Origin of the sequence: Undibacterium sp. Ren11W (genome assembly GCF_049340485.1) — a bacterium.
Taxonomy (GTDB): domain Bacteria; phylum Pseudomonadota; class Gammaproteobacteria; order Burkholderiales; family Burkholderiaceae_D; genus Undibacterium.
In genome coordinates this window covers 57,237-82,767 of the sequence record NZ_JBMPPB010000008.1, presented here as the reverse complement: position 1 = coordinate 82,767, position 25,531 = coordinate 57,237, and the positions used below count along the sequence as shown (strand labels likewise).

22 protein-coding genes and 1 riboswitch are annotated in these 25,531 nt (G+C 50.3%); of the genes, 11 read left to right on the top strand and 11 right to left on the bottom strand.

The genetic code is table 11. The annotated features are described in order from the left end of the window. Positions 1-11 precede the first annotated feature (11 nt). The 5 genes from lptB to ACO0K8_RS16915 are packed head-to-tail and all read right to left on the bottom strand — an operon-like array spanning position 12 to position 3,572. The gene (gene lptB, locus ACO0K8_RS16935) at positions 12-755 is read right to left on the bottom strand and encodes an LPS export ABC transporter ATP-binding protein (RefSeq protein WP_422947838.1); all 744 of its coding nucleotides are present in this window, start codon (positions 753-755) and stop codon (positions 12-14) included. Positions 756-757: 2 nt separating this feature from the next. Then, positions 758-1,351: a lipopolysaccharide transport periplasmic protein LptA gene (lptA, locus tag ACO0K8_RS16930; protein WP_422947837.1), complete on the bottom strand. Its 594-nt coding sequence runs from the start codon at positions 1,349-1,351 to the stop codon at positions 758-760. Positions 1,352-1,372: 21 nt separating this feature from the next. Further along, the gene (gene lptC, locus ACO0K8_RS16925; RefSeq protein ID WP_422947836.1) at positions 1,373-2,014 is read right to left on the bottom strand and encodes an LPS export ABC transporter periplasmic protein LptC; all 642 of its coding nucleotides are present in this window, start codon (positions 2,012-2,014) and stop codon (positions 1,373-1,375) included. Then, a complete protein-coding gene (locus ACO0K8_RS16920; protein WP_422947835.1) occupies positions 2,011-2,538 on the bottom strand; it encodes a KdsC family phosphatase in 528 nt (175 codons plus the stop codon). The genes lptC and ACO0K8_RS16920 overlap by 4 nt, the downstream gene beginning before the upstream one ends. Continuing rightward, a complete protein-coding gene (locus tag ACO0K8_RS16915; RefSeq protein WP_422947834.1) occupies positions 2,538-3,572 on the bottom strand; it encodes a KpsF/GutQ family sugar-phosphate isomerase in 1,035 nt (344 codons plus the stop codon). The genes ACO0K8_RS16920 and ACO0K8_RS16915 overlap by 1 nt, the downstream gene beginning before the upstream one ends. Positions 3,573-3,685: 113 nt before the next feature. Here ACO0K8_RS16915 and ACO0K8_RS16910 point away from each other — a divergent pair, with 113 nt between their 5' ends. From ACO0K8_RS16910 to metF, 5 genes are all read left to right on the top strand, one after another. After that, complete coding sequence (locus ACO0K8_RS16910) at positions 3,686-5,668, top strand: cation:proton antiporter (RefSeq protein WP_422947833.1); 1,983 nt, start codon at positions 3,686-3,688, stop codon at positions 5,666-5,668. Between the two features lie 37 nt (positions 5,669-5,705). Continuing rightward, positions 5,706-6,248, top strand: a complete 543-nt coding sequence (locus ACO0K8_RS16905; RefSeq protein ID WP_295760094.1) for an adenine phosphoribosyltransferase — start codon at positions 5,706-5,708, stop codon at positions 6,246-6,248. Positions 6,249-6,546: 298 nt separating this feature from the next. Continuing rightward, positions 6,547-6,619: riboswitch (S-adenosyl-L-homocysteine riboswitch) on the top strand. 25 nt (positions 6,620-6,644) lie between these two features. Next, a complete protein-coding gene (gene ahcY, locus ACO0K8_RS16900) occupies positions 6,645-8,084 on the top strand; it encodes an adenosylhomocysteinase (RefSeq protein ID WP_422947831.1) in 1,440 nt (479 codons plus the stop codon). Positions 8,085-8,160: 76 nt separating this feature from the next. Then, the gene (locus tag ACO0K8_RS16895; protein ID WP_422947830.1) at positions 8,161-8,502 is read left to right on the top strand and encodes a phage holin family protein; all 342 of its coding nucleotides are present in this window, start codon (positions 8,161-8,163) and stop codon (positions 8,500-8,502) included. Beyond that, positions 8,502-9,329 carry a methylenetetrahydrofolate reductase [NAD(P)H] gene (gene metF, locus ACO0K8_RS16890; RefSeq protein WP_422947829.1) on the top strand — a complete coding sequence of 276 codons (828 nt, stop codon included), beginning with the start codon at positions 8,502-8,504 and terminating at the stop codon, positions 9,327-9,329. Before ACO0K8_RS16895 ends, metF begins: the two co-directional genes overlap by 1 nt. Before the next feature lie 209 nt (positions 9,330-9,538). Here metF and ACO0K8_RS16885 read toward each other — a convergent pair whose 3' ends face one another. Beyond that, on the bottom strand, positions 9,539-11,029 hold the full coding sequence (locus ACO0K8_RS16885; protein WP_422947828.1) for a M48 family metallopeptidase: 1,491 nt from the start codon (positions 11,027-11,029) through the stop codon (positions 9,539-9,541). Positions 11,030-11,031: 2 nt separating this feature from the next. Beyond that, on the bottom strand, positions 11,032-13,140 hold the full coding sequence (locus ACO0K8_RS16880) for a hypothetical protein (RefSeq protein WP_422947827.1): 2,109 nt from the start codon (positions 13,138-13,140) through the stop codon (positions 11,032-11,034). A gap of 333 nt (positions 13,141-13,473) precedes the next feature. Between ACO0K8_RS16880 and ACO0K8_RS16875 the strand changes: the two genes are divergently transcribed. Both ACO0K8_RS16875 and ACO0K8_RS16870 read left to right on the top strand, forming a co-directional pair. Beyond that, the gene (locus ACO0K8_RS16875; RefSeq protein WP_422947826.1) at positions 13,474-14,607 is read left to right on the top strand and encodes an ABC transporter substrate-binding protein; all 1,134 of its coding nucleotides are present in this window, start codon (positions 13,474-13,476) and stop codon (positions 14,605-14,607) included. A gap of 74 nt (positions 14,608-14,681) precedes the next feature. After that, positions 14,682-15,119 (top strand): acyl-CoA thioesterase, encoded by a 438-nt coding sequence (locus ACO0K8_RS16870; protein WP_422947825.1) that lies wholly within the window; start codon positions 14,682-14,684, stop codon positions 15,117-15,119. A gap of 111 nt (positions 15,120-15,230) precedes the next feature. On the opposite strand, the gene ACO0K8_RS16865 is transcribed toward ACO0K8_RS16870, so the two are convergent. The 3 genes from ACO0K8_RS16865 to ACO0K8_RS16855 form a co-directional block, all read right to left on the bottom strand. Then, on the bottom strand, positions 15,231-16,109 hold the full coding sequence (locus ACO0K8_RS16865) for a dienelactone hydrolase family protein (RefSeq protein ID WP_422947824.1): 879 nt from the start codon (positions 16,107-16,109) through the stop codon (positions 15,231-15,233). 133 nt (positions 16,110-16,242) lie between these two features. Further along, on the bottom strand, positions 16,243-16,650 hold the full coding sequence (locus tag ACO0K8_RS16860) for a cytidine deaminase (RefSeq protein ID WP_422947823.1): 408 nt from the start codon (positions 16,648-16,650) through the stop codon (positions 16,243-16,245). 225 nt (positions 16,651-16,875) lie between these two features. After that, the gene (locus tag ACO0K8_RS16855; protein ID WP_422947822.1) at positions 16,876-17,898 is read right to left on the bottom strand and encodes an SEL1-like repeat protein; all 1,023 of its coding nucleotides are present in this window, start codon (positions 17,896-17,898) and stop codon (positions 16,876-16,878) included. A gap of 407 nt (positions 17,899-18,305) precedes the next feature. Here ACO0K8_RS16855 and ACO0K8_RS16850 point away from each other — a divergent pair, with 407 nt between their 5' ends. After that, complete coding sequence (locus tag ACO0K8_RS16850) at positions 18,306-19,109, top strand: AraC family transcriptional regulator (protein ID WP_422947821.1); 804 nt, start codon at positions 18,306-18,308, stop codon at positions 19,107-19,109. Here the strand turns inward: ACO0K8_RS16850 and ACO0K8_RS16845 are convergent. Beyond that, on the bottom strand, positions 19,099-19,692 hold the full coding sequence (locus tag ACO0K8_RS16845; protein WP_422947820.1) for a LysE family translocator: 594 nt from the start codon (positions 19,690-19,692) through the stop codon (positions 19,099-19,101). The two genes, ACO0K8_RS16850 and ACO0K8_RS16845, sit on opposite strands and share 11 nt — an antisense overlap. Before the next feature lie 530 nt (positions 19,693-20,222). Here ACO0K8_RS16845 and ACO0K8_RS16840 point away from each other — a divergent pair. From ACO0K8_RS16840 to ACO0K8_RS16830, 3 genes are all read left to right on the top strand, one after another. Then, on the top strand, positions 20,223-23,126 hold the full coding sequence (locus tag ACO0K8_RS16840) for a ribonucleoside-diphosphate reductase subunit alpha (RefSeq protein ID WP_422947819.1): 2,904 nt from the start codon (positions 20,223-20,225) through the stop codon (positions 23,124-23,126). A gap of 129 nt (positions 23,127-23,255) precedes the next feature. Continuing rightward, positions 23,256-24,410 (top strand): ribonucleotide-diphosphate reductase subunit beta, encoded by a 1,155-nt coding sequence (locus tag ACO0K8_RS16835; protein ID WP_422947818.1) that lies wholly within the window; start codon positions 23,256-23,258, stop codon positions 24,408-24,410. A 463-nt stretch (positions 24,411-24,873) separates the two neighbouring features. Then, a partial coding sequence (locus tag ACO0K8_RS16830; RefSeq protein ID WP_422947817.1) for a hypothetical protein occupies positions 24,874-25,531 on the top strand: 658 nt, incomplete at its 3' end.

The window sequence follows — 25,531 nt, the reverse complement described above, 5'->3', positions numbered from 1 at the left end:
TGTGATTTCCGCTACATGCGGAAATGCTCTCCCAAATAGACGCGCCTGACCGATTCGTTGCTGATGATTTCTTCTGGACTACCGCTGGCTAATACGGCACCCTGATTAATGATGCAAGCGTGGTCACAAATGCCTAAGGTTTCGCGCACATTGTGATCTGTGATCAAGACGCCTATGCCGCGATTTTTTAAAAAAACCACGATGCGCTGTATCTCTATGACGGCAATCGGATCGACCCCGGCAAACGGTTCATCAAGCAGGACGAAACGGGGATTGGTTGCCAGTGCGCGGGCAATTTCTACCCGTCTGCGCTCACCACCAGATAGCGATAGCGCTGGATTCTCTCGCAAACCTTCGATTTGTAAGTCGTCGAGTAGGGCATCGAGACGTTGCTCGATGGCAGCTTTGCTCAGAGATTTTCCGTGTTCATCGGTTTGTAGTTCGAGTACAGCGCGGATATTGTCCTCCACCGACAACTTGCGAAATACTGAAGCCTCTTGCGGTAAGTAAGATAAGCCGAGTTTGGCGCGCTGGTGTATCGGCATGCGCGAGATATCAACGCCGTCGATATCGATTTTTCCTGCATCTGAGGGGACCAGGCCCACGATCATGTAGAAGGACGTGGTTTTACCAGCGCCATTCGGGCCTAGTAAGCCGACTACTTCGCCACTTTTTACTTCTAAAGAAACATCGCGCACTACCTGGCGCGCCCCATAGCGTTTTTGTAAACCCTGGATGACGAGTGTACTAGTCATAATTATTTGGCTGGAGTATTCATGTTGACTGGCTTTGCCGGTTTAGGTTGCAGCGTCAATTTCACACGCCCAGCCCCAGGCACATGGGTGCCGGTAGTGGTATTTGTGGCGAGAAACACATCATTGAGACTGTCGTAGGAAAGAAATTCCCCTTCTTGCTCTTGCGTGACTTTTTTGCCTTCTAAATACTTGACACGGGCTTTCGAGATAAACCTGACCAACTCAGTTTTATCGTCGTATTCAATGCGATCGGCCACACCTTCTACCCACAAATCATCCCCACCATCGCGTTTTTGCCGGAAAAAATTTTGCTTTCCCGGATTGCTGGTTAACACTACATTCATGTGCTCGTCCGCAGTTTGCGTAATGATGGCGCGGTCCGATTTGACGATGAGAGTGCCACGTGTCAGTACTACATCGCCAGTTAATGTAGTGATGTTTCTCTTACCATCTGAATTGGATAGTTCAGCTTCGATATTGGTTTCTTTCTGGCTATCTGCTTTTTCCGCATAGGCCGAACAAATAGGTGCTAGAAAGCAAAATGTTATCGCTAGTTGGCCAAGATAGCTCAAGCCTGAATTGCGGGTGGCATACATATAAAATTTTTCCTGTTTACTTCACGATAGAGGTTTTTGCGCGGCACCGGCACGACTAAAGCGCGCCCTTACTTTGCTAAGTAATTGTACTTGCTGGGTGTTATTGTCCGCCGTCATGCCGACCGCGTGAATTTCCGATGTTGTTGTGATCATCGTCACGGCAGTATCGGTTTTCATTGTATTTTCATCTGGTAAGACTAAAAGATAATCTGAATTTAATTGCATGAAGCTCGAAGTTCTAGTAGCCGGTCTCTCAACTTGCACGTCGCCTAGTAAATGTATTTGATCATGTTCGCGAATTGGGGTCGTTTGTGTTGATTTTTGCTCGATCACTGCACGCAAAGCACGGATATTAACCGGTGATTTATCAGCGGAAAAACTATTGATGCGTGCTTGCTGGATTTCAAGATCGTCGCTGCGAGGATAATGGGTGAGCTTGTCGCCGACTATGCTGACATTGGCCTGGCCATTATTTGGCAGGCGTATAAAATTAAATTTTTCGACATAGTAATCAGGTTCGCTACGCACACTGCTACGGGCGTTTGCATCATCGCCATTTTGACGCAGAGTTTTGAGTATCCAAAAACTAGCAAGTGCCACTAAGGCTAGCAAGACTACGCCTAACCAAATACGAAACTGATCAGCGGTTAAATGATATTTCATGCCAGAAAATTAGCTAAGACACTATCGTAGCGGCCCTGAGCTTGTAAAATAAAATCGCAAACTTCACGCGCAGCACCATTGCCGCCGTGGGCCAATGTGAGGTAATGAACCCGTGACTTTACTTCGGCATGCGCATTCGGTACGCTGGCAGAAAAACCAACTCGTGATAACACCGGTAAATCGATCACGTCATCACCGATAAAGCCGCAGTGCTCAGCTTTGATACCCAAAATAGAGATTAACTCCAGAAACGCCGCTTTTTTTTCATGTATGCCTTGCATGACATGGGTAATGCCGAGATCGGCAGCGCGTCTGGCAACAATCGGCGACTGGCGTGCGCTGATGATGGCGGTGATTACGCCAGATTGTTGCAATAATTTGATGCCTTGGCCGTCGAGCACATTGAAGCTTTTCATGATTTCGCCCTCTGGGCCAAAATGCAGGCAGCCATCGGTTAAGACGCCATCGACGTCGAAAATCATCAATTTTACCTGGGCAGCTTTTTTCAGGGCAGCGAGTGTCATTAAATCACCTTGGCGCGAGTCAGATCGTGAATGTGCAGGGCGCCGACCAGCTTACCGCTGTCATCGGCCACTAATAATTGGTTGATACGATGGGTTTCCATGACTTCTACCGCCTCTACTGCGAGTTGCTCGGGGCGTATGCTGCGTGGATTCTTGCGCATCACGTCGGCGATGCATACTTGTGAAAAATCCTGGGTTTTTTCCATTAGTCGGCGTAAGTCACCATCGGTAAATACGCCTATGATGCGTTGCTCGGGATCGACCACGGCCGTCATCGCCATGCCTTTTTGAGTGATCTCCAGCAGCGCAGCGGTTAATTTAGTTTCGGGCGCCACTTGGGGAATAGCCTCGCCGGTACGCATGACATCACGCACATGAGTGAGCAGGCGGCGGCCCAGCGTGCCGCCCGGATGTGAGCGGGCAAAATCTTCTTCGCGAAAACCGCGTGCATCCAGGACTGCAACGGCCAGTGCATCGCCTAAGGCCAGCGTCACCGTTGTGCTGGCGGTCGGTGCCAGATTCAAGGGACAGGCTTCTTTATCTACATGGACGTTTAAATGGACGTCAGCTAGTTTGGACAAACTAGAATCAGGCTTGCCAGTCATGGCGATCAGTTTCACGCCCAGACGTTTGATAGTCGGTAATATCGACATTAATTCTGATGCTTCGCCAGAATACGAGATCGCGATAAACACATCCTGACGCGTCACCATACCAAGGTCGCCGTGGGCGGCTTCAGCGGGATGAACAAAAAATGCAGGAGTGCCGGTGGAAGCGAAAGTGGCGGCAATCTTGCGCGCAATATGGCCGGATTTTCCTATACCAGAAACCACTACACGGCCTTCGCATTGGAGTAAGAGTGACATTGCCTGAGTAAATGCAGCGGCATCAATGCCACTCAGTCGCTGTTTAAGAGCGAGTATCGCGTCGGCTTCTATCTGCAGTGTCTCGCACGCCAGTTGCAAGGCGTGCGCGGCGGCATCGGCCTGGGCGAGGGGGGCGGTTGGGCGAGTTGGGGTGGCTTGTGTACTCATCCGCTAAGTATAAACCAAAATGACTAAGCAAGAACTCTGCCAGTTACGGAAGAATGAATATTGTTCGTTATTTGTTGGTCTGGACACACTCTAAATCGGCAATAATAAGAAATATGACTGCACTTGACACCACACTTCTACTTTTAAGCGCCGCCGTCCTTGGGGTCGTGGCTTTTCGCATGCTGCAATTGCCTCCTATATTAGGTTATCTGGTAGTTGGGGTGATGGTCGGTCCGCATGGTCTGGGCATGGCGCAAGAAAGTTCGGCCACGCATGAATTGGCGGAGTTTGGTGTCGTGTTTTTGATGTTCTCTATCGGCCTGGAGTTCTCTTTGCCCAAGCTGATGGCTATGCGGCGTGCCGTCTTTGGCTTGGGAATGGCGCAGGTAATACTTACTATTGTGATGGCGATGTTGTGTGGCTTGGCCGCGGCATATTACTTACCAGGACAGTTCAAGATAGGTTGGGAGGCCGCTTTTTCCTTAGGCGGCGCTTTGGCAATGTCGTCCACCGCGATCGTCTCTAAGATGCTCACGGAGAAGATGGAGCTGGAAAGCCCGCACGGCAAACAGATAATCAGCGTGCTCCTGTTTCAGGATTTAGCCGTGGTGCCGCTGTTAATTTTGGTGCCGGCTTTGGCGGCGCATAGCGGCAACCTGCTTGAAACCTTGGCATGGGCAGGTGGCAAGGCTGCCTTAGTATTGTTTTTGCTGTTGTTTTTGGGGCAGAAATTAGTACGAGGCTGGTTTAGCATCGTGGTCAAGCGCCGCTCCCAAGAGCTGTTCATGTTAAACCTGCTACTCATTACCTTGGGTGCTGCCTGGCTGACTGAGCGCGCTGGCTTGTCGCTAGCACTGGGTGCATTCGTCGCCGGTATGTTGATTTCTGAAACCGAATACAAGCATCAGGTAGAGGAGGACATCAAATCCTTTCGCGATGTGTTGCTAGGCTTGTTTTTTATCACGGTCGGGATGTTACTTAATTTGCGATTGGTGATCGAACATGGCTGGCTGGTGTTGCTGTTGTTGGTGGTGCCCGTGTTGTTGAAATTCGGCTTGATTACTGCTTTGGCCCGGCTTTTCGGCAATACCACCAGCGTCGCCTTGCGCACTGGTTTAGGTTTGGCGCAGGCCGGTGAGTTTGGTTTCGTCTTACTCAATCAGGCGGGCGCACTGAAATTGTTAGATCCGCTGCTATTGCAATTGATACTCGCCTCTATGGTTTTATCGATGTTGATCTCACCGTTTATTTTGGCAAAATCGGATGCGATTGTGATGAAATTATCGGCCAATGAATGGATGATGCAATCGCTGGCATTGACCCAAATTGCGGCACGTACCATGAGCGCCAAAAAACATGTGATTATTGCGGGCTTTGGACGTAGCGGTCAAAGTCTGGCGCGTTTGCTGGCGGAAGAAAACATTGAATATCATGCACTCGATCTCGACCCTGACCGGATACGCGAGGCGCAAATTGCCGGTGCCAATGTCTCGTATGGTGATGCGGCACGGCGCGAAAGTTTGCTGGCGGCCGGTATCAATCGTGCCGCAGCTTTGGTGGTCACTTATACCAACACCCAATCGGCGTTGAAAATTTTACATCTGGTGCACGAGCTGCATCCCAGTTTGCCTGTCATCGTGCGTAGTCACGACGATACCGATCTGGATAAATTACGTGCCGCTGGTGCGACCGAGGTGGTGCCCGAGTTGATGGAGGGCAGTCTGATGTTGGCCTCGCATGCGCTAGTCTTGTTGGGTGTACCTTTGCGGCGCGTGGTGCATAAGGTGCAGACCGCCAGAGATGAGCGTTACGAATCTTTGCGTGGATTTTTTCATGGTGCCAGCGACATCGCCGACGGTCCCGAAAATATGCAGTTGCGTCTGCATACTGTGGTGCTTAGTGGGCACTCTAAAAGCCTGGGCAAGAGTCTGGAAGAGCTCAATCTGGCTGAACTGGAAGTCGATGTAACGGCGATACGCAGAGGTAAAAATCGCTTACCGCCAGAGTTAGGTCTGATCTTGCAGGAGGCCGATGTTATCGTGTTGCGCGGCAGCGCCGAAAGCGTCGCTAGAGCCGAGCTGCGGCTGGTAAAATAGCGGCTTATTTTTTTACACTATGAAGAAACCAGACACTATGCAAAACCCATCTGACTACATTAAAGAGCATATCCGCACGGTGGAAAACTGGCCGCAACAAGGCATCATGTTCCGTGATATCACCCCTTTATTGCAAAACCCCAAAGTTTTCCGGGTGTTGATTGATATGTTCGTACATCGCTATATGGATGCCAAGCTCGACATGATTGCGGGCCTGGACGCACGGGGTTTCATCATCGGTTCGGTTGTGGCTTATGAACTCAATCTCGGTTTTGTGCCTATCCGTAAAAAAGGCAAATTGCCGTTCACCACGGTGTCTGAACAATACGAACTTGAATACGGTAGCGCCACGGTAGAGTTGCATACCGACGCCTGCAAAGCAGGTGATCGCGTGGTCTTGATCGATGATCTGATCGCTACTGGCGGCACCATGATGGCGGGACGTAAATTATTGGAGCGACTCGGTGCGACCGTGGTAGAGGGAGCCGTGATCGTTGATCTGCCAGAGTTGGGCGGCTCAGAATTAATTAAAGCGAGTGGCTTGCCGCTTTACACTGTATGTAATTTCGACGGCCATTGAGTTAATGGGGTATCGAATATACTAGGGTGAGTATATTTTTAACGCGCTTTATACATATGCGCAATACCTAGTGTTTTTAAGCATACTCCCTATAATTATCCTATTATACGGTGCTTGGCCGCAGCGAAAAGCCTGAACTCAGTACGCAACTGAATTCAGGCTTTTGGTTTTTTATGTCTTGTTTTTTAGATATCTACGGCGAGCTGCTTGCATCGCATCACTGCATGATTTGCATTTGATTTGTCAATTGAATCGGCAGCTTTACGCGACATCTCTGGCATTTGCGTTATACTTCAGGTCTTCCAAGGAGCGCTGCGACAAAATCTTGCTATTTTGCCAGGCTTGGAATCAGAAAACCGCGCTCACGTTACTTTTTTCAATCGAAAGGAGGGCGTGATGAACGCCACCACAATGACTACTCAACACACGACGCAAGACTACCTAGTTGCCGATCTCAGCCTGGCAGATTGGGGCCGCAAAGAAATCAGTATCGCCGAAACCGAAATGCCTGGCCTGATGGCAATCCGCGAAGAATTCGCTGCTACTCAGCCTTTGCGCGGCGCCCGTATTACCGGCTCTTTGCACATGACGATACAGACCGCAGTGCTGATCGAAACCCTGAAAGCACTGGGCGCGCAAGTGCGTTGGGCTTCCTGTAATATTTACTCGACCCAAGATCATGCAGCTGCGGCGATTGCCGACGGCGGCACACCAGTGTTCGCTTTCAAGGGCGAAAATCTGGACGAATACTGGGATTTCACCCATCGCATCTTTGAATGGCCGAACGATGAAAACGGCTCTGTCGTTTTCTCGAATATGATTCTGGATGACGGCGGCGATGCCACGTTGCTACTGCATCTGGGTAGCCGTGCCGAGAAAGATATTTCGGTATTGGCCAATCCTGGTTCCGAAGAAGAAATCTGCCTGTTCAATGCGATTAAGTCGCACCTGAAAACGGAACCGGACTGGTACTCGAAACGTTTGCCGCATATCATGGGCGTGACCGAAGAAACCACCACCGGTGTGCACCGTTTGTATCAAATGCATAAAGACGGCAAACTGGCCTTCCCGGCGATTAACGTCAATGATTCCGTGACAAAATCGAAGTTCGACAATCTCTACGGTTGCCGTGAATCTCTGGTCGATGGTATCAAGCGCGCTACTGACGTCATGATCGCCGGTAAAGTTGCCGTGATCGCCGGTTACGGTGACGTCGGTAAGGGTTGCAGCCAAGCCATGCGTGCCTTGTCGGCACAAGTATGGGTCACAGAAATCGACCCGATCTGCGCACTGCAGGCCGCAATGGAAGGTTTCCGTGTTGTGACGATGGAATACGCGGCCGAATTTGGCGATATCTTTGTCACTACGACCGGTAACTACCACGTCATCAGCCACGATCATATGCTGAAGATGAAGAATAACGCCATCGTCTGCAATATCGGCCACTTCGACAATGAGATCGACGTCGCTTCCATCAAGAAGTATCAGTGGGATAATATCAAGCCACAAGTCGATCACGTGATTTTCCCTGACGGAAAACGTATCATCTTGTTGGCAGAAGGCCGTCTGGTTAATCTCGGGTGCGGTACCGGTCACCCATCATATGTGATGAGTTCTTCGTTCGCGAATCAAACCATTGCCCAGATCGAGTTATTCGTCAACACCAAGCAGTATCCGGTCGGCGTCTACACTCTGCCTAAGCATCTGGATGAAAAAGTCGCGCGTCTGCAATTGAAAACACTCAATGCACAATTGAGCGTTCTGACTGACGAGCAAGCCAACTATATCGGTGTTGCCAAATCTGGCCCTTACAAGCCTGAACACTACCGTTATTGATGCCTTAAAACCCCGGGTCTTTACTGGCCCGGGGTTTTATCCCTTGTTTGATTCGACTACGTTTTTAGGAGACTTCATGCTGCTGTTAGCAACCTGGCTGATCAATGCGCTTGCCTTGCTCGCCTTACCCTACCTGATCCATTCCGTAAAAATCGATAGCTTCGGGACTGCCTTGCTGGTGGCCGTGGTACTCGGTTTCGTCAATACCATCTTGCGTCCTATTTTGTTATTGCTGACCTTGCCGGTGACTTTGCTGAGCATGGGTCTGTTTATCTTTATCATCAACGGTTTGATGTTTTGGATGGTGGCCAATATGGTCAACGGTTTTCATGTGGCCGGATTCTGGTCGGCGGTCGGCGGTGCATTGCTGTATAGCGTGATCTCCTGGACACTCACTACTTTACTTCTGCAAAAATAATGTCAGCTCACAATTTCAGCATAGAATTTTTTCCGCCGAAGACGACGGAAGGCACAGAAAAACTGCGCATCACGCGCGCCAAGCTGGCCGCTTTGCAGCCCAAGTATTTCTCAGTCACTTTCGGTGCTGGCGGTACTACGCAGCAAGGCACGCTAGACACTGTGGTGGAAATTCGTAACGAGGGTTATGACGCCGCCCCGCATCTGTCTTGCGTAGGCGGTACCCGCGCCTCGATACGCGATATTTTGCAGCAATACAAGGCGCACGATATTCGTAGGCTAGTGGCCTTGCGCGGCGATCTGCCTAGCGGTTACGGCATGGGTGGTGAATTTCGCTATGCCAATGAACTGGTAGAATTTATCCGTGCCGAAACCGGCGACTGGTTTCATATCGAAGTGGCCGCTTACCCGGAAATGCATCCGCAAGCGCGCTCGCCGCAAGACGATCTGAACAGCTTCGTGCGCAAGATGCAGGCTGGCGCGAATGCCGCTATTACCCAATATTTCTACAATGCCGATGCGTATTTTCAATTCGTAGAGCTGGCCCAAAAGGCTGGCGTGACTGCACCTATCGTGGCGGGTATTATGCCGATCACGAACAGTAATCAGTTGCTGCGTTTCTCAGAAATGTGCGGCGCGGAAATCCCGCGCTGGGTACGCTTAAAATTAGCCAGTTACGGTGACGACAGCGCCTCGATCAAGGCCTTCGGTCTGGATGTGGTCACCCATCTGTGCGAACGCCTATTGGCTGGCGGCGCACCTGGCCTGCATTTTTACTCACTCAATCAAGCCGCCGCCACCAGCGCGATCTGGCAACGTTTAGTCTGAGACGCAACAAGACGTGAAAAAGCGCATGCACAATGCGCTTTTTTTTCGCGCGTACTTTGCTCCTTGAGTCTCCGCTACGCCGCGCCGTAGATATTCAAAAAGAGACTTTGTAAAAGCTAAACGCAGTCCACATGCGGCTCGCAGCAGCAAAAGCCCTGTAAACCTGCATGGTGATTGCGCACACGGTTTGAAAAACATGTTTCAGCAGCTCATCTAGCTTGTTCAGGGATCTCATATTGTTTCAGGGATGCCGATTTCAGTTTGCAGTCGAGTGCCGCATTTAATAGCTCGACTGGCTGCACGGTTTGTGTGCCGCGACTTAAGAGTAGGGCTTGGCCTGGTCTGACTTGCAGCGCGAAACCGCGATGGCAGAGGCTGGCGGTGATCCATTCTTCGAGAATTTCCAAAACGTGATTACGCTTGCCCAGACGCGATAAAAAGCTGACGCCTTCTGGCCGCAATTTTTCCCATAACTGTTCGGCTTGTTGCGCCATTCCCACCAGTTCGGTGAAGGGGAGTTTATCCGGTGCCATCCAGCTATTGGCGAAACGCTGTTCTATCTGTCGCTGCAAAATCTGACTGCCGTAACTATCCCAGTCGCTAGTGATCAGGGCTTCGTGTTCGAACATGCTGTACCAGGCAGTTTCTGCGGCGAGTTCGCCGCCGACTAATTGCAGGCAATCGGCCAGTGGCGGAAAGCTCGGACTTGCGCCTGGTTGTATCGCGGCGATGCGCTCGCTCAGCGAGGGATGGCTGTCGCCGAATGCGGTCGGGCGTGCCTCGGCATGGGTGATGCTGGCCTGCACTTCGGGGCGTTTTAGACTGGGTTTGCAGAAACGGCGGAAACCTTCAAACACCGGCAGACGTGAGCCGCGTGTGATGGCCGGGCGCAATTCGTGATCCAAATAGGCGCTCCACATCGGTTCGATTAAATGGATTTTTTCCAATGCCGCGCGGGTCGCTTTAACCCCGAAACACTGCACTGCAAACGCATCGGCAGAAAACTCCTGAGCCCGCGATACGCTGCTAGACAGTCGCAATACCCATTGTCCGTAATAACGAAAAATCAGATCGAGAAAAAACAGCGAGTCATCCAGATTATTCACCGTGGTAGTGAGCGATTTGCGGGTGCGATACACCCAGGGGCCAAGCGCCAGATCACCGGCTACAAAATGCCCGAACTCATGCGCTAACACCGAGCCCAGTTCCGCGTTCGAGAGGTTACCTAGCAAGGGCAGGCCGATGCCGACACGTAAGCCTAACAGCTTGCCATACCAGTTGCGCTCGCAGCTGATAAAGGCACTGGCGGCACCGATTAAATGGATATCGATAGACGTGTTAATTTTTAATTTGCCGGCGATGTGCTCGACCATCGCATACAAGGGTTCGGCCTTGCTTCTGTCCAGCGGTGGCAAACTGGTTTTGACGCGCTTGGAAAAGCGCCAACGCGGTCGCAGTGCATAGGCCAGGCAAAGTGCCGCGAAAGCGGCGACAAAGCCGGACAATTCTAGTGAAGAACGATAGTAAAGTTGGGCGAAGGGTAGCGATAATAACAGCACGATCAGGCCCAGCGCTAACAGCCAAAATCCCAGCCATAAGCCTAATACCAGAATCGCGCGCGGCCGTACTTTGCTATTGTTATTCAGATAGGCTTTAGAGCTTGAGGGCGCTGTTCTGTTTGTATTGGTCGAGATAGTCATGACTAGTTCCTCGCTGGCCATTGCGTCAATGCGGTAGTGACCGGGCCACGCATAAAGTCAGTCCTTGCCGCCATACTCCGTAAGCCAGCTCTTTCGGCATCGCTCAATTGCGGATTGCGTGAGCGTATTAGATACGCGGCCGCCTGCATCTCTAGCGCCAGATCGAACTGATCCAGATCGATTACCTCGCCCTGCATAAATTTGGAAAGTAAATTGTTTTCATCTTTAGATAAATGCAACGCAGTTTGCATTATTTTACTCAGACTTGCATCCTGATTTCTGAGTGCTTCTCCGTACACCAAAATCATTTGATCAGTCGCCAGACTGCTTAATTGATAAGGATCTACAGCACGCGCCAGTTGTAAGGCAAGGCTAGGATTATTCCTCAATGCTAGCGCCAGTTGCACAAAGGTGTCGTGAGTTTTGGCGGCCTGTTTCGGTGCTAAGCCTGCACGTATGCGGTAAAAATCGACGTTATTGGCGTTGTCCAGAGTAGGCGTCAATTGCTTGAACCAGAATTCGGGATCAGCGCTGGCTTGCCTTGCCACCAAGGCAAAATCAGCCGCGCGAGCGGCTCTGGTGCTGGCTCTTTTGTCGCGGGCCGCAGCGTTTAAGAGATTAAGCGCATCCAACTTGCGTCCTTGCGCCAGCAGGGTTCTGACCTCGGTATCAAATAAGGCATCAGCATGCTTAGGCGAGAGCTGGCGTAATTTGAGAATATCTTGATAGGCTCCGGAATAATCTGCATGTATAGCCTTACGCCGTGCCAGACTGCTTAAGATGGCGGGGTCTTGTGGAAATCGCAGGTGCGCCGCCTGCATCGCAGCTATGCCCGGGACTCCGGGCAACAACGACGCGTGCAAATACTGTGCCGAGGCCGATTCCGGGTGAATACGTGCTTTTTCCGCGTATTCATTGAGCAGGGTTTGGTACTGACCAGCTTCTATCATCACGTCTTGATAGCGTCTTTCATCATCAACATTCTCAGGGTTTGCTTGTAAGGCTAGCGTTGCGACCCGTATTGCTTCTGCGTTCGACACCTGTTGTGCTGCTGCGATTGCTGCTTGCGCATGTTTAGCATCCCAATCGTGCAACATGGCCAAGACCTCAAGCGCGCCGGCCATAGATTTTTCTTGCGAATGTCGAAATGCATAATCGACACACAGTGTGACACCGGCAGGAGTAGGCAGTGCATCAGATTTCTCTATCATCAGTTGGCGCACCGTCTGGCCATCTTTTAGCTGGTTAAAACTGCTGATGGCAGGCAGCTCGACAAAGGCATAGTCGATCTTGGGCAATTCTATATAGCGGTTGCCGCAATACACGGTTTGTTGTGCCGGCCCGGCCGAGCTAGCGGAGTAGCTGCTGGTGTTGAGAAGCAGCGGGGCGGCACCAGCGATATTCCAGATATTGTAATGGGTGCCGCTGCGGACGGTTTGCTTGAAATGATCGATCACGCCGATTTTATCGATCTCGGTGCTACCCGTCACCAGCCCGTGCTTGACGTTGATGTAGGCGCGTCCTTGCGCCGGAAGTTTGATTTTATTGCCGTTTAAGTTGACGTTTAAGGCAACGTCAAAACCGTTGAGTACCAGCACGTCTTGGGTGCTGTATTGATGATAGTTATGCACCGCCCCAAAAATAATCAGGGTCACCAGGCCCAGGGCCAGAGCCCGGGTGTACAGCCAGATGAAAATGCCCAAAGGTGCACGCGCATAAATGTGCCACTGGCGCTCGCCCGTGCTTTTAACAACGTAACAACCGAGCGGTATCAGCGGTATCCGAGCGCCTAAGCTCAAAGCATGCAGGGCGATGTGGCTGTTGTCGCTATCGCCTTCTGCGGCACCCAGAAAACCAAAGCCAAAATATTTCAGGCCGCCAAAATAGGGTTTGTTTTTATACGCTTTGGCAAATAGGCGACGTTCGCTGGTGAGCATTTTCAGCAGTTCGCGATGCTCGGGCAAGCGCCGGAACAGGCGCGCCAAAATTAGCGCACGATATACCTTGAACGCGTCGCCAGTCTCAATCGCCCGACGGATGGGCGGCACATCGACGAGTTGTAGTAACTCTGGAATACGTTGCAATAGTTGGGCGGGATCAGAAATAGACATCAGTAATAGTGGTTTGAATCAGGAACATGTCTATCGTTAAAGCACTCGCACCAGCATATAGAATTGGTGGGTGAGCAGTAGGACAAGCGTTGGCGAATTTTACCCCCGAACTATCTCGTGAAGTGTCTGACTAGTCAATCAAGACAGGCGATTTATGTTGTTAAAAATAGTAACAGTAGCCTATCCATGCGCCTGACAACAACAAACCATTTTTTTATCATTGAGGAAGCTTCAATTTATAAGATGTAAGCATGCTTACATTTTCAATTGTTGCAGAAAGCAAATTGAAAGTTTGAGCCGATATATTTGGAAAAAATTTATCGGGAATCATTTATGCGTGTTGTTAGTCATTTTGTGTTTAAGTCAGCTGTGGGTTTGATCTTGGCAGGGTTGGCGGTGCCAGCATTAGCCCTAGCGGATAAAATTGTGGTGGGTCAGTCGGTTGAGTTGTCGGGACAGGCCACTGGTAAAGAGGGGATGTTAGGGGCTCAGTTGTTCTTTAACTGGATCAATACTAGTCAGGGTGGTGTTAATGGCCGGAAGATTGAGTTGATTACTTACGATGATCAACGCGATCCGCAAAAGACGAAAGATAATACCCTCAAGCTGATAAAGGATGATCACGCGGTGGCGCTACTGGGTTACCGCAGTACCCCGACTGTGCAAGCGGTGTTGCCTTTGCTAGAAAAAAATAAAATACCGTTGGTGGCGCCGTTTTCCGGATCGCAGTCGCTGTATAAACCCATGCATCCTTATGTCTTCAACCTGCGCGCCAGTTATCAGGACGAGGCCGCCAAGATGGTTGAGTCAGTGGCGCTGATGCAGATCAAAAATATCGCCATCCTGTATCAGGACGATGCCTTCGGCAAAGATGGCCTGGCCGGGTTTGAGAAGCATCTGGGCGCGCGGCAAATCAAGGCAAGTGCTATCGCTAAATACGACCGCAAAGATCTCAATGTTGATGCCGCGGTAACGACAATTATGGCGGCTAACCCAGCTGCCATCTTGATGGCGTGCACGCCCAGCGCCTGCGCTGATTTCATCAAAAAAGTGAAAACTGCCGGGCGCTTGCCACAATTTATGATGCTCTCCAATGTCAATTCGGAAGAGTTTTTTTCTTCTTTAGGCAAGCTGGGACGGGGCGTTGGGGTGATACAGGTGATGCCGGCTCCCCGCAATATCGGCGTGCCCGTGGTACGCGAGTTTCAGCATGCGTTAAAGGCTAGCAGTAATCCGCCGCCGGTGACCTCTGCGGTGCTGGAAGGCTTTATCGCTGCCAAACTATTAGCTGAAGGGATACGCCGCAGCGGTGCCAATCTTAGTCCACAGAAACTGGTGAGCGCGCTAGAGTCTATGAATGATTTTGATCTGGGCGGGATTACGCTGCAGTATGGCAGCTCGCAGCATAATGGCTCAAACTTTGTTGAGATGAGTATCGTCGATCAAAACGGCAAGATGATGCGCTAGTGTTGGCTGAGCCAGTTCTGTCAGGGCTGGCTCGGCATACAATACAGGTTTCGCCGCATACCGAGGATAAACCGATGAATCAGAGCGCGCCATTGCGTAGTGCCTACTTGCATTTTCAGCCCATCACAACGCGTTGGCATGACAATGATATTTATGGTCACGTGAATAATGTGGTGTATTACAGCTACTTCGACAGCGCGGTAAACGCCTACCTGATTGAGGCCGGAGGCTTAGATATCCATCAAGGCGAGGTCGTGGCTTTTGTGGTTAGTTCTAGCTGTGATTATTTCGCCGCGATTGCTTTTCCTGAGCGCATTGAGGTCGCACTGCGCGTCGCGAAGCTGGGAAATAGTTCGGTCACGTATGAGTTGGCGATCTTTAAAACGGGTGAAACGACAGCGTGCGCGGCCGGACGTTTTGTCCATGTGTTCGTGGCGCGTGAGTCGCAACGGCCGCAGCCTATACCTGCGTTGTTGCGCTCGGCTTTGGCACGGTTACAGCTACCAGCCTAGCGCCACATAGACCCCTGTCCTGAGTAGATCAAGGCGATGCCGGAATTACCCTGGGGCAGCGCCGGAGAAAACATTTTCAGTTTTTACCGGCCTGCTCAGAAGGCCTTGTGCTTAGGCTAAATGGGTTTTAAACCAGGCCAGACAGCGTTGCCAGGCTTCTTTGGCGTCTGCTTCTACATAACTTGGTCGGTAGTCGGCGTGGAAGGCATGCCCAGAATTGGCGTAGACCATCAGTTCTGAACCACTTTTTCCTTTACCCAGTGCGTCCTTCATTTGCGTGACGCTTTCGAGCGAAATACCGCCGTCTTTGGCGCCATACAGCCCAAGTATCGGTGCTTTGATGCTGGTGGCGATATCCAGTGGATTTTGTGGTGCCAGCGGGCTAGGTGTGCCAGTCAGACGGCCATACCAGGCGGCACCGGTCTTCACTTGTGGGTTATGCGCTGCATACAGCCAAGTGATACGACCACCCCAGCAAAAACCGGTGATCGCCAGTTTATCGATATTGCCGCCATTAGTTTTGGCCCAGGCTACCGTGGCATCCAGATCCTGCATGACTTGGGCATCGGGTACTTTTGAAATGACTTCTTTCATTAACTCAGCCATGTTGGCGTATTTGCTAGCATCACCTTGACGCACAAATAGTTCGGGCGCTAAGGCCAGATAACCTTGCTTGGCAAAGCGGCGTGCAACATCGGCGATATGTTCATGCACACCAAAAATCTCTGAGACCACCAGCACGATAGGTAGATTGGTTTTTCCTTCCGGCTGAGCCCTATACACAGGTACTTGCTGACCATTGACTTCCAACATGATCACGCCGGCAGTTAATCCAGAAGTGTCGGTCTTGACGACGGTCTGAGCACAGATCGGCAGGGTGGCAGCAGCAAAGCCGGCACCGATGGCAGTCTGGATAAAAGTGCGGCGACGATTGCCCTCGTCAAATAGGGATGATCCTAACAAACTATCGAAATCCTGTTGGTGCAGCATATAACTCTCCTCTATGAGTGATTATGTATTGCCGGTTAGTACATTGTCGTTTCCTACAATATATATTGCAGCGTTAGAGTAAGCGAAATCAGCAATCTCTGCTGATTGTTTGCCATTGCACTTCAGGTTTTGACTAGTGCGACTCTGCCGGTTTGAGGTAAAACGCATCTGGTAATTGCGCGCCTGCTGTGGTTTTTTTGATGTCACCGTTCAAATTGCTCAATATGACTATCAGCTCAGGACCGCCCAACTCCAGCATTACCTGGCGACAGGCACCGCAAGGCGCGATAGGCTCGTCCGTGGCACCGACCACGGCCATGCTGGAAAAGTCACCCGGACGGTAACCGCTGGCCACGGCACTAAACAAGGCGGTACGTTCGGCGCAATTACATAGGCCGTAAGAGGCATTTTCTACATTGCAGCCGCGAAATACCTTGCCGTCTTTAGTGAGCACGGCGGCACCGACTTTAAACTGTGAATATGGCGCATATGCCGCCTGACGTGCACTTAAGGCTGCTTCTAATAGTAGTTCGTGATTCATCTGTTTGCTTTACTGGAGGGAGAGGTGAGGCGCATTATTTCATGAGTCCTGCCAAGCGTGCTGGCTTTTGTTCATCTGGCAGGGGCTAAACGGGTTCTAAAATCATTAAAGGAACACGCAGCCCCCATGCGGCTTGCCGGCCAATATGGCTTGGAAAGGCGCATGGATAGTGCGCGAGGCTGTGTCGATTTTTTCTACGCTGAGACGCAGCAGCGCCGTTAACATTTAAGTGCGCGCGCACTTTGGTATTTTGGGATGCCATAGCTCGACTTCTTTTTTTAATTTCTTATGTTCTTTGGCGCTGATTTTTTTATTTGATGCGAGTGTCGCGTCGGGTTTTGCAGCGCCGCTTTTATGTGCAATCATGGCCCATTTGAGTGCTGCTAGCGGATCCGCTTTTACTCCCAGACCATGTTGGTACATGCCGCTTAAGGTGTACTGGGCGCGTGCGTGACCCTGATCGGATGCGCGTTGCAACCAGCTTACCGCGCTTACCAAGTCTTTATTGACGCAAGTGCCGCTCTTATACAAGGTCGCCAATTCGTACTGGGCATTGATGCTGCATTGCTGAGCGGCTTTTTTGTACCAGACCAGAGCTTGCTCGCAATCGGTTTTTTGTCCCTTATTGCTGGCGTATGACTGGGCTAATTCTAGCTGGGCGTCGGTATGTCCCTGAGTCGCAGAGAGTAGAAATAAGTCTCTGGCTTGTTTGAGGTCTTGTGGTCCACCTTGCGCATTTTTATACAAAATACCGGCGCGGTATTGCGCTCTGGCATCGCCTTGCAGCGCCGCCTTGTTAAACCACTCTCCGGCTTTTTGATAACTTTGCGTGACGCCAAAGCCATCGTAATAATGCAAGCCTAGTTGATACTGGGCACCGGGTACTCCCTGTTCGGCGGCTTTTTGATACCATTCGATCGCCATTTCATCGCTTTGTATCACGCCCTTGCCTTGCTCGTACAGGTTGGCCAATTGGTATTGGGCCGAGGCATCGCCCAGCGTAGCTGCTTTGCGATACCATTCTGCCGCTTGCTTAGGATTGGCCTTAACCCCTAAACCGCGTAAATAAATCTCAGCTACTCCTACGCAAGCGAGAGTGTCGCCGTAGAGCGCATCTTGGGTCCAGCCACTTAAGGCAGTGGCATAATCCTGACGTTGAAACGCGAGCAAGCCCTGCTGGTAATCGGCGCGCACCGCCGTGACGTTGGCCAACAGCAGTAGTGTGAAGTAAAGTTTTTGGTACTTCATCGAGTTTGATGATCTTCGTATGAAAAAAGCTTATGAAGCGAGTCCGCTGTCGTAAGCTTATTTTTAATCCACATTTAATGCAAATTAATCTTCAGCGTTAACTTCTGCGGCTTGCAGGTAAAATGTACAACGCGCAATGATTTTATACCGCGCTTTACCCTATCCGGCTATGGCTGAACGCCTTCTAGGCGGGCCGCGACAAATAGATGGTTTGTATGACCAGGATGCGCATGATGTATTTATGCGGACATAACTGGGGCCGCTATGCTGGGCTCAAACCAGTATTGAAGAGTGTTGTGATGGTCTCAGGGTGACGGTCGAGTTTGTGATTATCTGGTTTGACGACTAATCGCATTTAGTCGGATATTTTTTCTGGCCTTGTGTCTTGTTTGAATCGGGAGTGATGTATGGCAACTCAGGGAACTTTTTGGCGCGACCCCAGCTTGCCATTTATAGAAACACGGGCGGTCTCGGGTAGCCGCGCCTGTTACGATCCGCACACTCACGCCACATTTTCCATAGGCACGGTCTTAAACGGCCAAGCCCAATACCTGAATCGCGGCCGGCGTGCCTTGGCTGGCGCTGGCAGTGTGGTGATGATTAATCCTGGCGACGTGCATGCTTGTAATCCGCGCGACGACAGTGTCTGGGCGTATCGCATGTTGTTCATCGATAGCGCCTGGTTGGCTGGAGTGCAGCGTGAAATCGGCGTGAGTCTGCATCAAGATTTGCAGATGTTTTCGCAAACCTTAAGCCAGGAGAGTCGGGTGTTCCAGGGTTTGAATAATCTGCTGGCGAGCTTGTGGCAACCGGCTGAACGACTCGCCAAAGAGAGCGCGATGGTGGATTTTTTAATTCGCCTGCATCAAGAGTTTGATACCGTAAAGTTAGATCTAAAAAGCAATCACAGACTCAGTCGTGCTGCCGAGTATATCGCCGCCCATTGTGTGGATGATATTGCCCTGCAAGATATTTGCGCGGCAAGCCAACTCTCGCGCTCGTATTTGATACGCGCCTTTAAGCGGCAATACGGCTTGACGCCGCATGCCTTTTTACTCAATCAAAGAGTGCAGCGTGCACAAGGTCTGTTGAAAAAAGGGCGGGCGATTGCTGATGTCGCCGCCGATTGTGGCTTCGCCGATCAAGCCCATTTTCAGCGCGTTTTCAAGCGCCACGTCGCTATCACCCCGGGGCTATATCTCAGGACATGAGTAGATAGGCGGCACTGGCAAGCAATAGCGCTGCCATGCAGAGATTAAATGCTCGCAGATACTGTGGCTGGCGCAGATAAGTGCTCAAAAAAATGCCAGCCACAGCCCAACACGCCAGCGATAAAAAACACACCACAAAATAAATCAGCGCAAACCACCACAGCGTTTGTGTCGCACCCTCAGCCGTAAATGCGGCTACCCCCGAAATGGAAGCGATCCAGGCTTTAGGATTAAGCCACTGCAATAATGCCCCGGACAAAAAACTAGGTGCAGGCGCATTCTGCTGACGTTCGATTTGACTCTGTGAGCTAGCCAGACGGAGCGCCAGGTAAACCAGGAAAGCCACGCCCGCCCACTGCAAGGCCAGACTCAATTGCGGCAGAAAATGCAATACCACATGCACGCTCAAACCCAGCAAAACCAATAAGAAGGTAAAACCCAGGGTGGCACCCCAGACATGGCGTAATGCCACCCGCCAACCGAAGTTTACCGCCGCGGACAAGGTGATGAGATTAACCGGACCAGGCGTAATCGAAGAGACCATGGCGAACGCCGCCATCGACAAAAAAAGAGAAAGCTGCATCTTGTAACCCACTTATTGATCATTGCTGCAGCATATACATCGCAAGTTGAGGCGTATTGAAGAAAAGGACCCTGACCGTATTGGCTTGGCGACCGCTTGACCCGCGAGGATGGGGAAGTCGGACTGTGCGGTTTGAGAAATAGGTGATTTTCGCTTTCCCAGAAATTTAAGATTTGTTAGTGCTTACTCACACTGTAGCAAGCACTCTTTGAAGCTCTAAAAAAGTCAATCAAATAAATAATTTATCTGTTGGTAAAAAATCCTCTTTTTTAACAAAATAGCGGTTGCGTGTATCGGCCTGTGCCACTAGAATTAGTGTAAATAAAAAAATACGCACTACATCTAGTGGTTTTGTTTATTTCTCGCTGAAGCCAATTTAGGCTTCCATTATTTGAGGAAATCAAGTAAGCGAGAGATGAAATAGCAATAAAAACAGCAGTAAAAACATAAAAAACAAGCAGCACCAGAATTAAAAAAACAGTGGCAACCTCGCCCTGGCAATATCGATAAATTTTGAATTTGGAGTTCAAATGCACTCTCCCCTGGAATCATCTTCGTCTGGCCTGTCTGATCTGGCACCCCTGCAATCTGGCATAGCGACACATGCGTTTTCTTCTAGCACTGTAAATTACAGCGACTACAGAATTATTCGCCGTAACGGTGCGGTCGTTGGTTTTGAACCTTCTAAAATCGCGATCGCCCTGACTAAGGCTTTTCTTGCGGTGAATGGTGGGCAGGGTGCCGCATCGGCTCGTATCCGGGAATTGGTTGAGCAGTTAACCGCCGTCGCTGTGGCTGCCCTGATGCGCAGACAACCGGCCGGTGGCACCTTTCATATCGAAGACGTGCAGGATCAGGTAGAACTGGCGCTGATGCGTTCCGGCGAACACGACGTGGCGCGTGCCTACGTCTTGTACCGTGCCAAGCATATGGAAGAGCGTCGTCTGCAACTCGAGGCGCAACAATTATCCAATACCAAGGCCAGTGAACTGCAGATACGCGTGATGGTTGATGGTCAACCGCAGGTGCTGGATGTGACGCAAGTGCGTGCTTTAATTACCGCAGCCTGTGTTGGCCTCGACAAATTAGCCGATCCGGAAGCCATTCTGTTAGAGACGCTGAAAAACTTGTACGACGGCGTACCGGTCGAAGAATTGCATAAGTCAGCAATTTTGGCGGCACGTGCGCTGATGGAAAAAGAGCCGGCCTATAGCCAGGTAACTTCTCGTTTGCTGTTGCATACGATCCGTAAAGAAGTTTTTGGTAAGGAAGTGGCGCAAAAAGACGCTGCTGCTGAATACCTGACTTATTTCCCTGCCTTTATCCAAAAGGGTATAGATGCCGAGTTGCTCGATGTGAAGCTAGGTCAGTTCGATCTGGCCAGAATGGCACAAGCGCTGGTGGCTGATCGTGATCTGCAGTTTTCGTACATCGGCTTGCAAACTCTGTATGACCGCTATTTCTTACACATACGCGGCAGCCGCATAGAAATGCCTCAGGCTTTCTATATGCGTGTTGCGATGGGCTTGGCTTTAAATGAATCTGACCGTGAAGCGCGGGCCATAGAGTTTTACAACTTGTTGTCGTCGTTCGACTTCATGAGTTCTACACCGACTTTGTTTAACTCAGGGACTTTGCGTTCGCAACTGTCATCTTGTTACCTGACAACGGTCGCTGATGATCTGGGTGGAATTTATGATGCCATCAAAGAGAACGCATTATTGGCCAAATACGCTGGTGGTTTGGGGAATGACTGGACACCAGTGCGCTCGCTGGGTGCACACATCAAAGGTACCAACGGTAAGTCACAAGGCGTGGTGCCTTTCCTGAAAGTCGTCAACGACACTGCGGTCGCGGTGAATCAGGGTGGTAAGCGCAAGGGTGCGGTATGTGCCTACCTCGAGACCTGGCACATGGACGTCGAAGAATTTCTTGATTTGCGTAAAAATACCGGCGACGACAGACGTCGTACGCATGATATGAATACCGCCAACTGGATCCCGGATCTGTTCATGAAGCGCGTCATGGAAAAAGGCGACTGGACCTTGTTCTCGCCATCCGATGTCCCCGACCTGCATGATAAGTTTGGTAAAGCATTCGAATTGGCTTACACCGCTTATGAAGCGAAGGCAGCCAGCGGCGAATTGGGTTTATCCAAGAAAATCCCGGCACTCGACTTGTGGCGCAAGATGCTGTCTATGCTGTTTGAAACTGGCCATCCTTGGATTACCTTTAAAGATCCATGCAACATCCGCTCACCGCAGCAGCATGTAGGCGTGGTGCATAGCTCGAATCTGTGTACAGAAATTACGCTCAATACCAATGAAAGCGAGATCGCGGTTTGTAATCTGGGCTCGGTGAATATGCCAGCGCATATGAAGGATGGCAAACTCGATCACGTTAAATTGAAAAAAACCATCAGTATTGCGATGCGCATGCTGGATAACGTGATCGACATCAACTACTATGCAGTGGATAAGGCGCGCGATTCAAATATGCGTCACCGTCCGGTCGGTCTTGGCATCATGGGTTTTCAGGATTGCCTGCATATGATGCGTGTGCCTTACGCCAGTATGGATGCGGTGGCTTTTGCCGATACCTCGATGGAAGCGGTGTGTTATTACGCTTATTTGGCCTCTAGCGAATTGGCTGAAGAGCGCGGTACTTATAGCTCGTATCGCGGATCTTTATGGGATAGAGGCATCCTGCCGCAAGACTCAGTCAAGTTATTGGCGGAGGAGCGCGGTGGATATCTGGAAGTAGATGAGTCGTCGGCGATGGATTGGACGGTAGTGCGTGAACGCATTAAGCAACACGGTATGCGCAATTCTAATTGTGTGGCGATCGCACCGACGGCGACGATCTCTAACATTATTGGTGTTTCAGCTTGTATAGAACCAACTTATCAAAATCTGTACGTGAAGTCGAATCTGTCTGGCGAATTTACCGAGATCAATGAGCACCTAGTGCGGGATTTGAAGCAGCGCGGCTTGTGGGATGAAGTCATGATTTCTGATCTGAAATATTTTGATGGCAGTTTGGCGAAAATTGACCGCATTCCTGAAGAATTGCGCGAGTTGTATGCCACCGCGTTTGAGGTGAGTCCTAGTTGGTTGGTTGAAGCGGCATCGCGTCGCCAGAAATGGATAGATCAGGCGCAGTCGTTGAACATCTATATGGCTGGTGCTTCAGGTAAAAAACTCGATGAAACTTATAAACTGGCATGGCTACGCGGTTTGAAAACCACTTATTACCTTCGTACTATGGGTGCCACGCACACCGAGAAATCGACAAGTAAGACTGGCGCCTTGAATGCGGTCGCGGTTGACGGTGGCAATGGCGGGATGGCGGCAAGTGCGCCGGAAGCAGACGGCGCTGCTTGCTATCTGCGTCCGGGTGACGCTGGCTTTGAAGAGTGTGAAGCTTGTCAGTAATCGATCCGCCGGGAAATCGTGTGACGCTGGTCAATTCGCCGTTAGCGCCAGCGTCATACAATTTGATCTCAGCAGTATGAATAATTGTGAACAATTGTATTAATCAGTAAATAAATATTTAGGACAAAAATGCTTTCTTGGGATGATGAAGCTGTAACTGCAGCACCAATAGCGCGACCTGCGCAAGCACCGTTGCCGCTGATGGATGCGGTACTCAATCCGGTGCAGCCAGCCGATAAGTTTGTGCCTACCGCTGAAGATTTGGCGCGTCGTGTCAATGCCAGCGATAAGCGGATTATTAATGGCAAGACAGATGTAAATCAACTGGTGCCATTCAAATACAAATGGGCCTGGGATAAATATCTGGCCGGTTGCGCAAACCACTGGATGCCGCAAGAAATCAATATGCAGCGCGATATTGAACTTTGGAAAAGTCCCAATGGTCTGACCGATGATGAGCGCAGATTGGTCACGCGCAATTTAGGTTTCTTCGTTACCGCAGATTCACTGGCTGCGAATAATATTGTGCTTGGAACTTATCGCCATATCACTGCGCCAGAATGTCGTCAGTATCTGTTGCGCCAAGCATTTGAAGAGGCGATACATACGCATGCCTATCAATATATCGTTGAATCACTTGGTTTGGATGAAGGCGAAGTTTTTAACGCCTATAATGAAGTAGAATCGATTCGTGATAAAGATCAGTTCCTGATTCCCTTCATCGATGTGCTGACCAATCCTGAATTTAAGACCGGTACCACCGAGGATGATCAGACATTGTTGCGCTCTTTAATTGTGTTTGCATGCTTGATGGAAGGGCTGTTTTTCTATGTCGGCTTTACGCAAATTTTAGCGCTAGGTCGTCAAAATAAAATGATGGGTGCGGCTGAACAATATCAATATATTTTGCGTGACGAATCGATGCACTGCAATTTTGGAATTGATTTGATCAACACCATCAAGATGGAAAATCCACATTTGTGGACTCCGGCATTTCGCGATGAAATTAAAGCGTTGTTTTTACGTGCGGTAGAGTTGGAATATCGTTACGCAGAGGATACAATGCCGCGAGGAGTGCTAGGCTTGAATGCGCCAATGTTTAAAGGCTATTTACGATTCATCGCAAATCGCCGCGCACAGCAAATCGGTCTCGACGCATTGTTTCCACACGAAGAAAATCCTTTCCCGTGGATGAGCGAAATGATCGATCTAAAAAAAGAACGGAATTTTTTTGAGACGCGTGTGATTGAGTATCAAACCGGCGGGGCATTAAACTGGGAATAATTTATTCCCGGTGGATCTCAAAAGGTTTTACTCACGATACACTTTCGTAAAACACGAGAGGTTTCACCAAACTGAATGAACAGTTATAGACCGATAGGTTCTGAACTATTTGTAGCGCAATACCCGGCGAGGCTGGGTATTGCGCGTTTGTGTTTTGGGGACAGTTTTTTTTCACAGCATACCGGCGCCGGCGTTTTTATGCGGGCGTTTTTGGTTGTTAGCATAGTTCATTGAGGCCTAACCCTTGATACATCTGAAATGTATGTCCTTTTTTTCAAGGAACTGAACAACCATATGGCTGAAGCGCTGCATCAATAGAGGGGATGCAGCAGTTCAGCCGGTGCCAAATTCACTGGCATAAACAGACCTCGTGTTTGTGCCGATGAATAATCCGCTTGTCGGATTTTGAGCGGATTTTAATTTTTTATTTAATTTTTTCCATCTCACATGAAGGAGAAACATAATGGCAACAGCACCAAAACCATCCGTGGACAAGAAAGCCGCAGCGGCAAAGCCAGCAGTTAAAGCAGCAGCCAAGCCAGCAGCTAAAGCAGCAGCTAAAGCAGCAGCAAAGCCAGCAGCCAAGCCCGCAGCTAAAGCAGCAGCCAAGCCCGCAGCTAAAGCAGCAGCCAAGCCAGCGGCCAAAGCAGCAGCCAAGCCAGTAGCCAAAGCAGCAGCTAAACCTGTAGCGAAAAAAGCAGCAGCGAAGCCAGCAGCCAAAGCAGCAGCTAAACCTGTAGCGAAAAAAGCAGCAGCGAAGCCAGCAGCCAAAGCAGCAGCTAAACCTGTAGCGAAAAAAGCAGCAGCGAAGCCGGCCGCCAAAGCAGTAGCTAAACCTGTAGCGAAAAAAGCAGCATCGAAGCCAGTAGCCAAAGCAGCAGCTAAACCCGCAGCAAAAAAAGCAGCAGCGAAGCCAGCAGCCAAAGCCGCAGCTAAACCTGTAGCAAAAGCAGCAGCTAAACCTGTAGCGAAAAAAGCGGCGGCGAAGCCAGCAGCCAAAGCAGCAGCTAAACCTGTAGCGAAAAAAGCAGCAGCGAAGCCAGCAGCCAAAGCAGCAGCTAAACCTGTAGCGAAAAAAGCAGCAGCGAAGCCAGCAGCCAAAGCAGCAGCTAAACCTGTAG

Coding starts and splice junctions, on each gene's coding strand:
- ACO0K8_RS16835 (WP_422947818.1), top strand. CDS start 23,256: ATGCTTTCTTGGGATGATGAAGCTGTAACTGCAGCACCAATAGCGCGA.
- ACO0K8_RS16880 (WP_422947827.1), bottom strand. CDS start 13,140: ATGTCTATTTCTGATCCCGCCCAACTATTGCAACGTATTCCAGAGTTA.
- ACO0K8_RS16915 (WP_422947834.1), bottom strand. CDS start 3,572: ATGAGTACACAAGCCACCCCAACTCGCCCAACCGCCCCCCTCGCCCAG.
- ACO0K8_RS16910 (WP_422947833.1), top strand. CDS start 3,686: ATGACTGCACTTGACACCACACTTCTACTTTTAAGCGCCGCCGTCCTT.
- lptA (WP_422947837.1), bottom strand. CDS start 1,351: ATGTATGCCACCCGCAATTCAGGCTTGAGCTATCTTGGCCAACTAGCG.
- ACO0K8_RS16845 (WP_422947820.1), bottom strand. CDS start 19,692: ATGCAGCTTTCTCTTTTTTTGTCGATGGCGGCGTTCGCCATGGTCTCT.
- ACO0K8_RS16920 (WP_422947835.1), bottom strand. CDS start 2,538: ATGACACTCGCTGCCCTGAAAAAAGCTGCCCAGGTAAAATTGATGATT.
- ahcY (WP_422947831.1), top strand. CDS start 6,645: ATGAACGCCACCACAATGACTACTCAACACACGACGCAAGACTACCTA.
- ACO0K8_RS16885 (WP_422947828.1), bottom strand. CDS start 11,029: ATGACTATCTCGACCAATACAAACAGAACAGCGCCCTCAAGCTCTAAA.
- ACO0K8_RS16870 (WP_422947825.1), top strand. CDS start 14,682: ATGAATCAGAGCGCGCCATTGCGTAGTGCCTACTTGCATTTTCAGCCC.
- ACO0K8_RS16905 (WP_295760094.1), top strand. CDS start 5,706: ATGCAAAACCCATCTGACTACATTAAAGAGCATATCCGCACGGTGGAA.
- ACO0K8_RS16895 (WP_422947830.1), top strand. CDS start 8,161: ATGCTGCTGTTAGCAACCTGGCTGATCAATGCGCTTGCCTTGCTCGCC.
- metF (WP_422947829.1), top strand. CDS start 8,502: ATGTCAGCTCACAATTTCAGCATAGAATTTTTTCCGCCGAAGACGACG.
- ACO0K8_RS16855 (WP_422947822.1), bottom strand. CDS start 17,898: ATGAAGTACCAAAAACTTTACTTCACACTACTGCTGTTGGCCAACGTC.
- lptC (WP_422947836.1), bottom strand. CDS start 2,014: ATGAAATATCATTTAACCGCTGATCAGTTTCGTATTTGGTTAGGCGTA.
- ACO0K8_RS16860 (WP_422947823.1), bottom strand. CDS start 16,650: ATGAATCACGAACTACTATTAGAAGCAGCCTTAAGTGCACGTCAGGCG.
- ACO0K8_RS16840 (WP_422947819.1), top strand. CDS start 20,223: ATGCACTCTCCCCTGGAATCATCTTCGTCTGGCCTGTCTGATCTGGCA.
- ACO0K8_RS16865 (WP_422947824.1), bottom strand. CDS start 16,109: ATGCTGCACCAACAGGATTTCGATAGTTTGTTAGGATCATCCCTATTT.
- ACO0K8_RS16875 (WP_422947826.1), top strand. CDS start 13,474: ATGCGTGTTGTTAGTCATTTTGTGTTTAAGTCAGCTGTGGGTTTGATC.
- ACO0K8_RS16850 (WP_422947821.1), top strand. CDS start 18,306: ATGGCAACTCAGGGAACTTTTTGGCGCGACCCCAGCTTGCCATTTATA.
- lptB (WP_422947838.1), bottom strand. CDS start 755: ATGACTAGTACACTCGTCATCCAGGGTTTACAAAAACGCTATGGGGCG.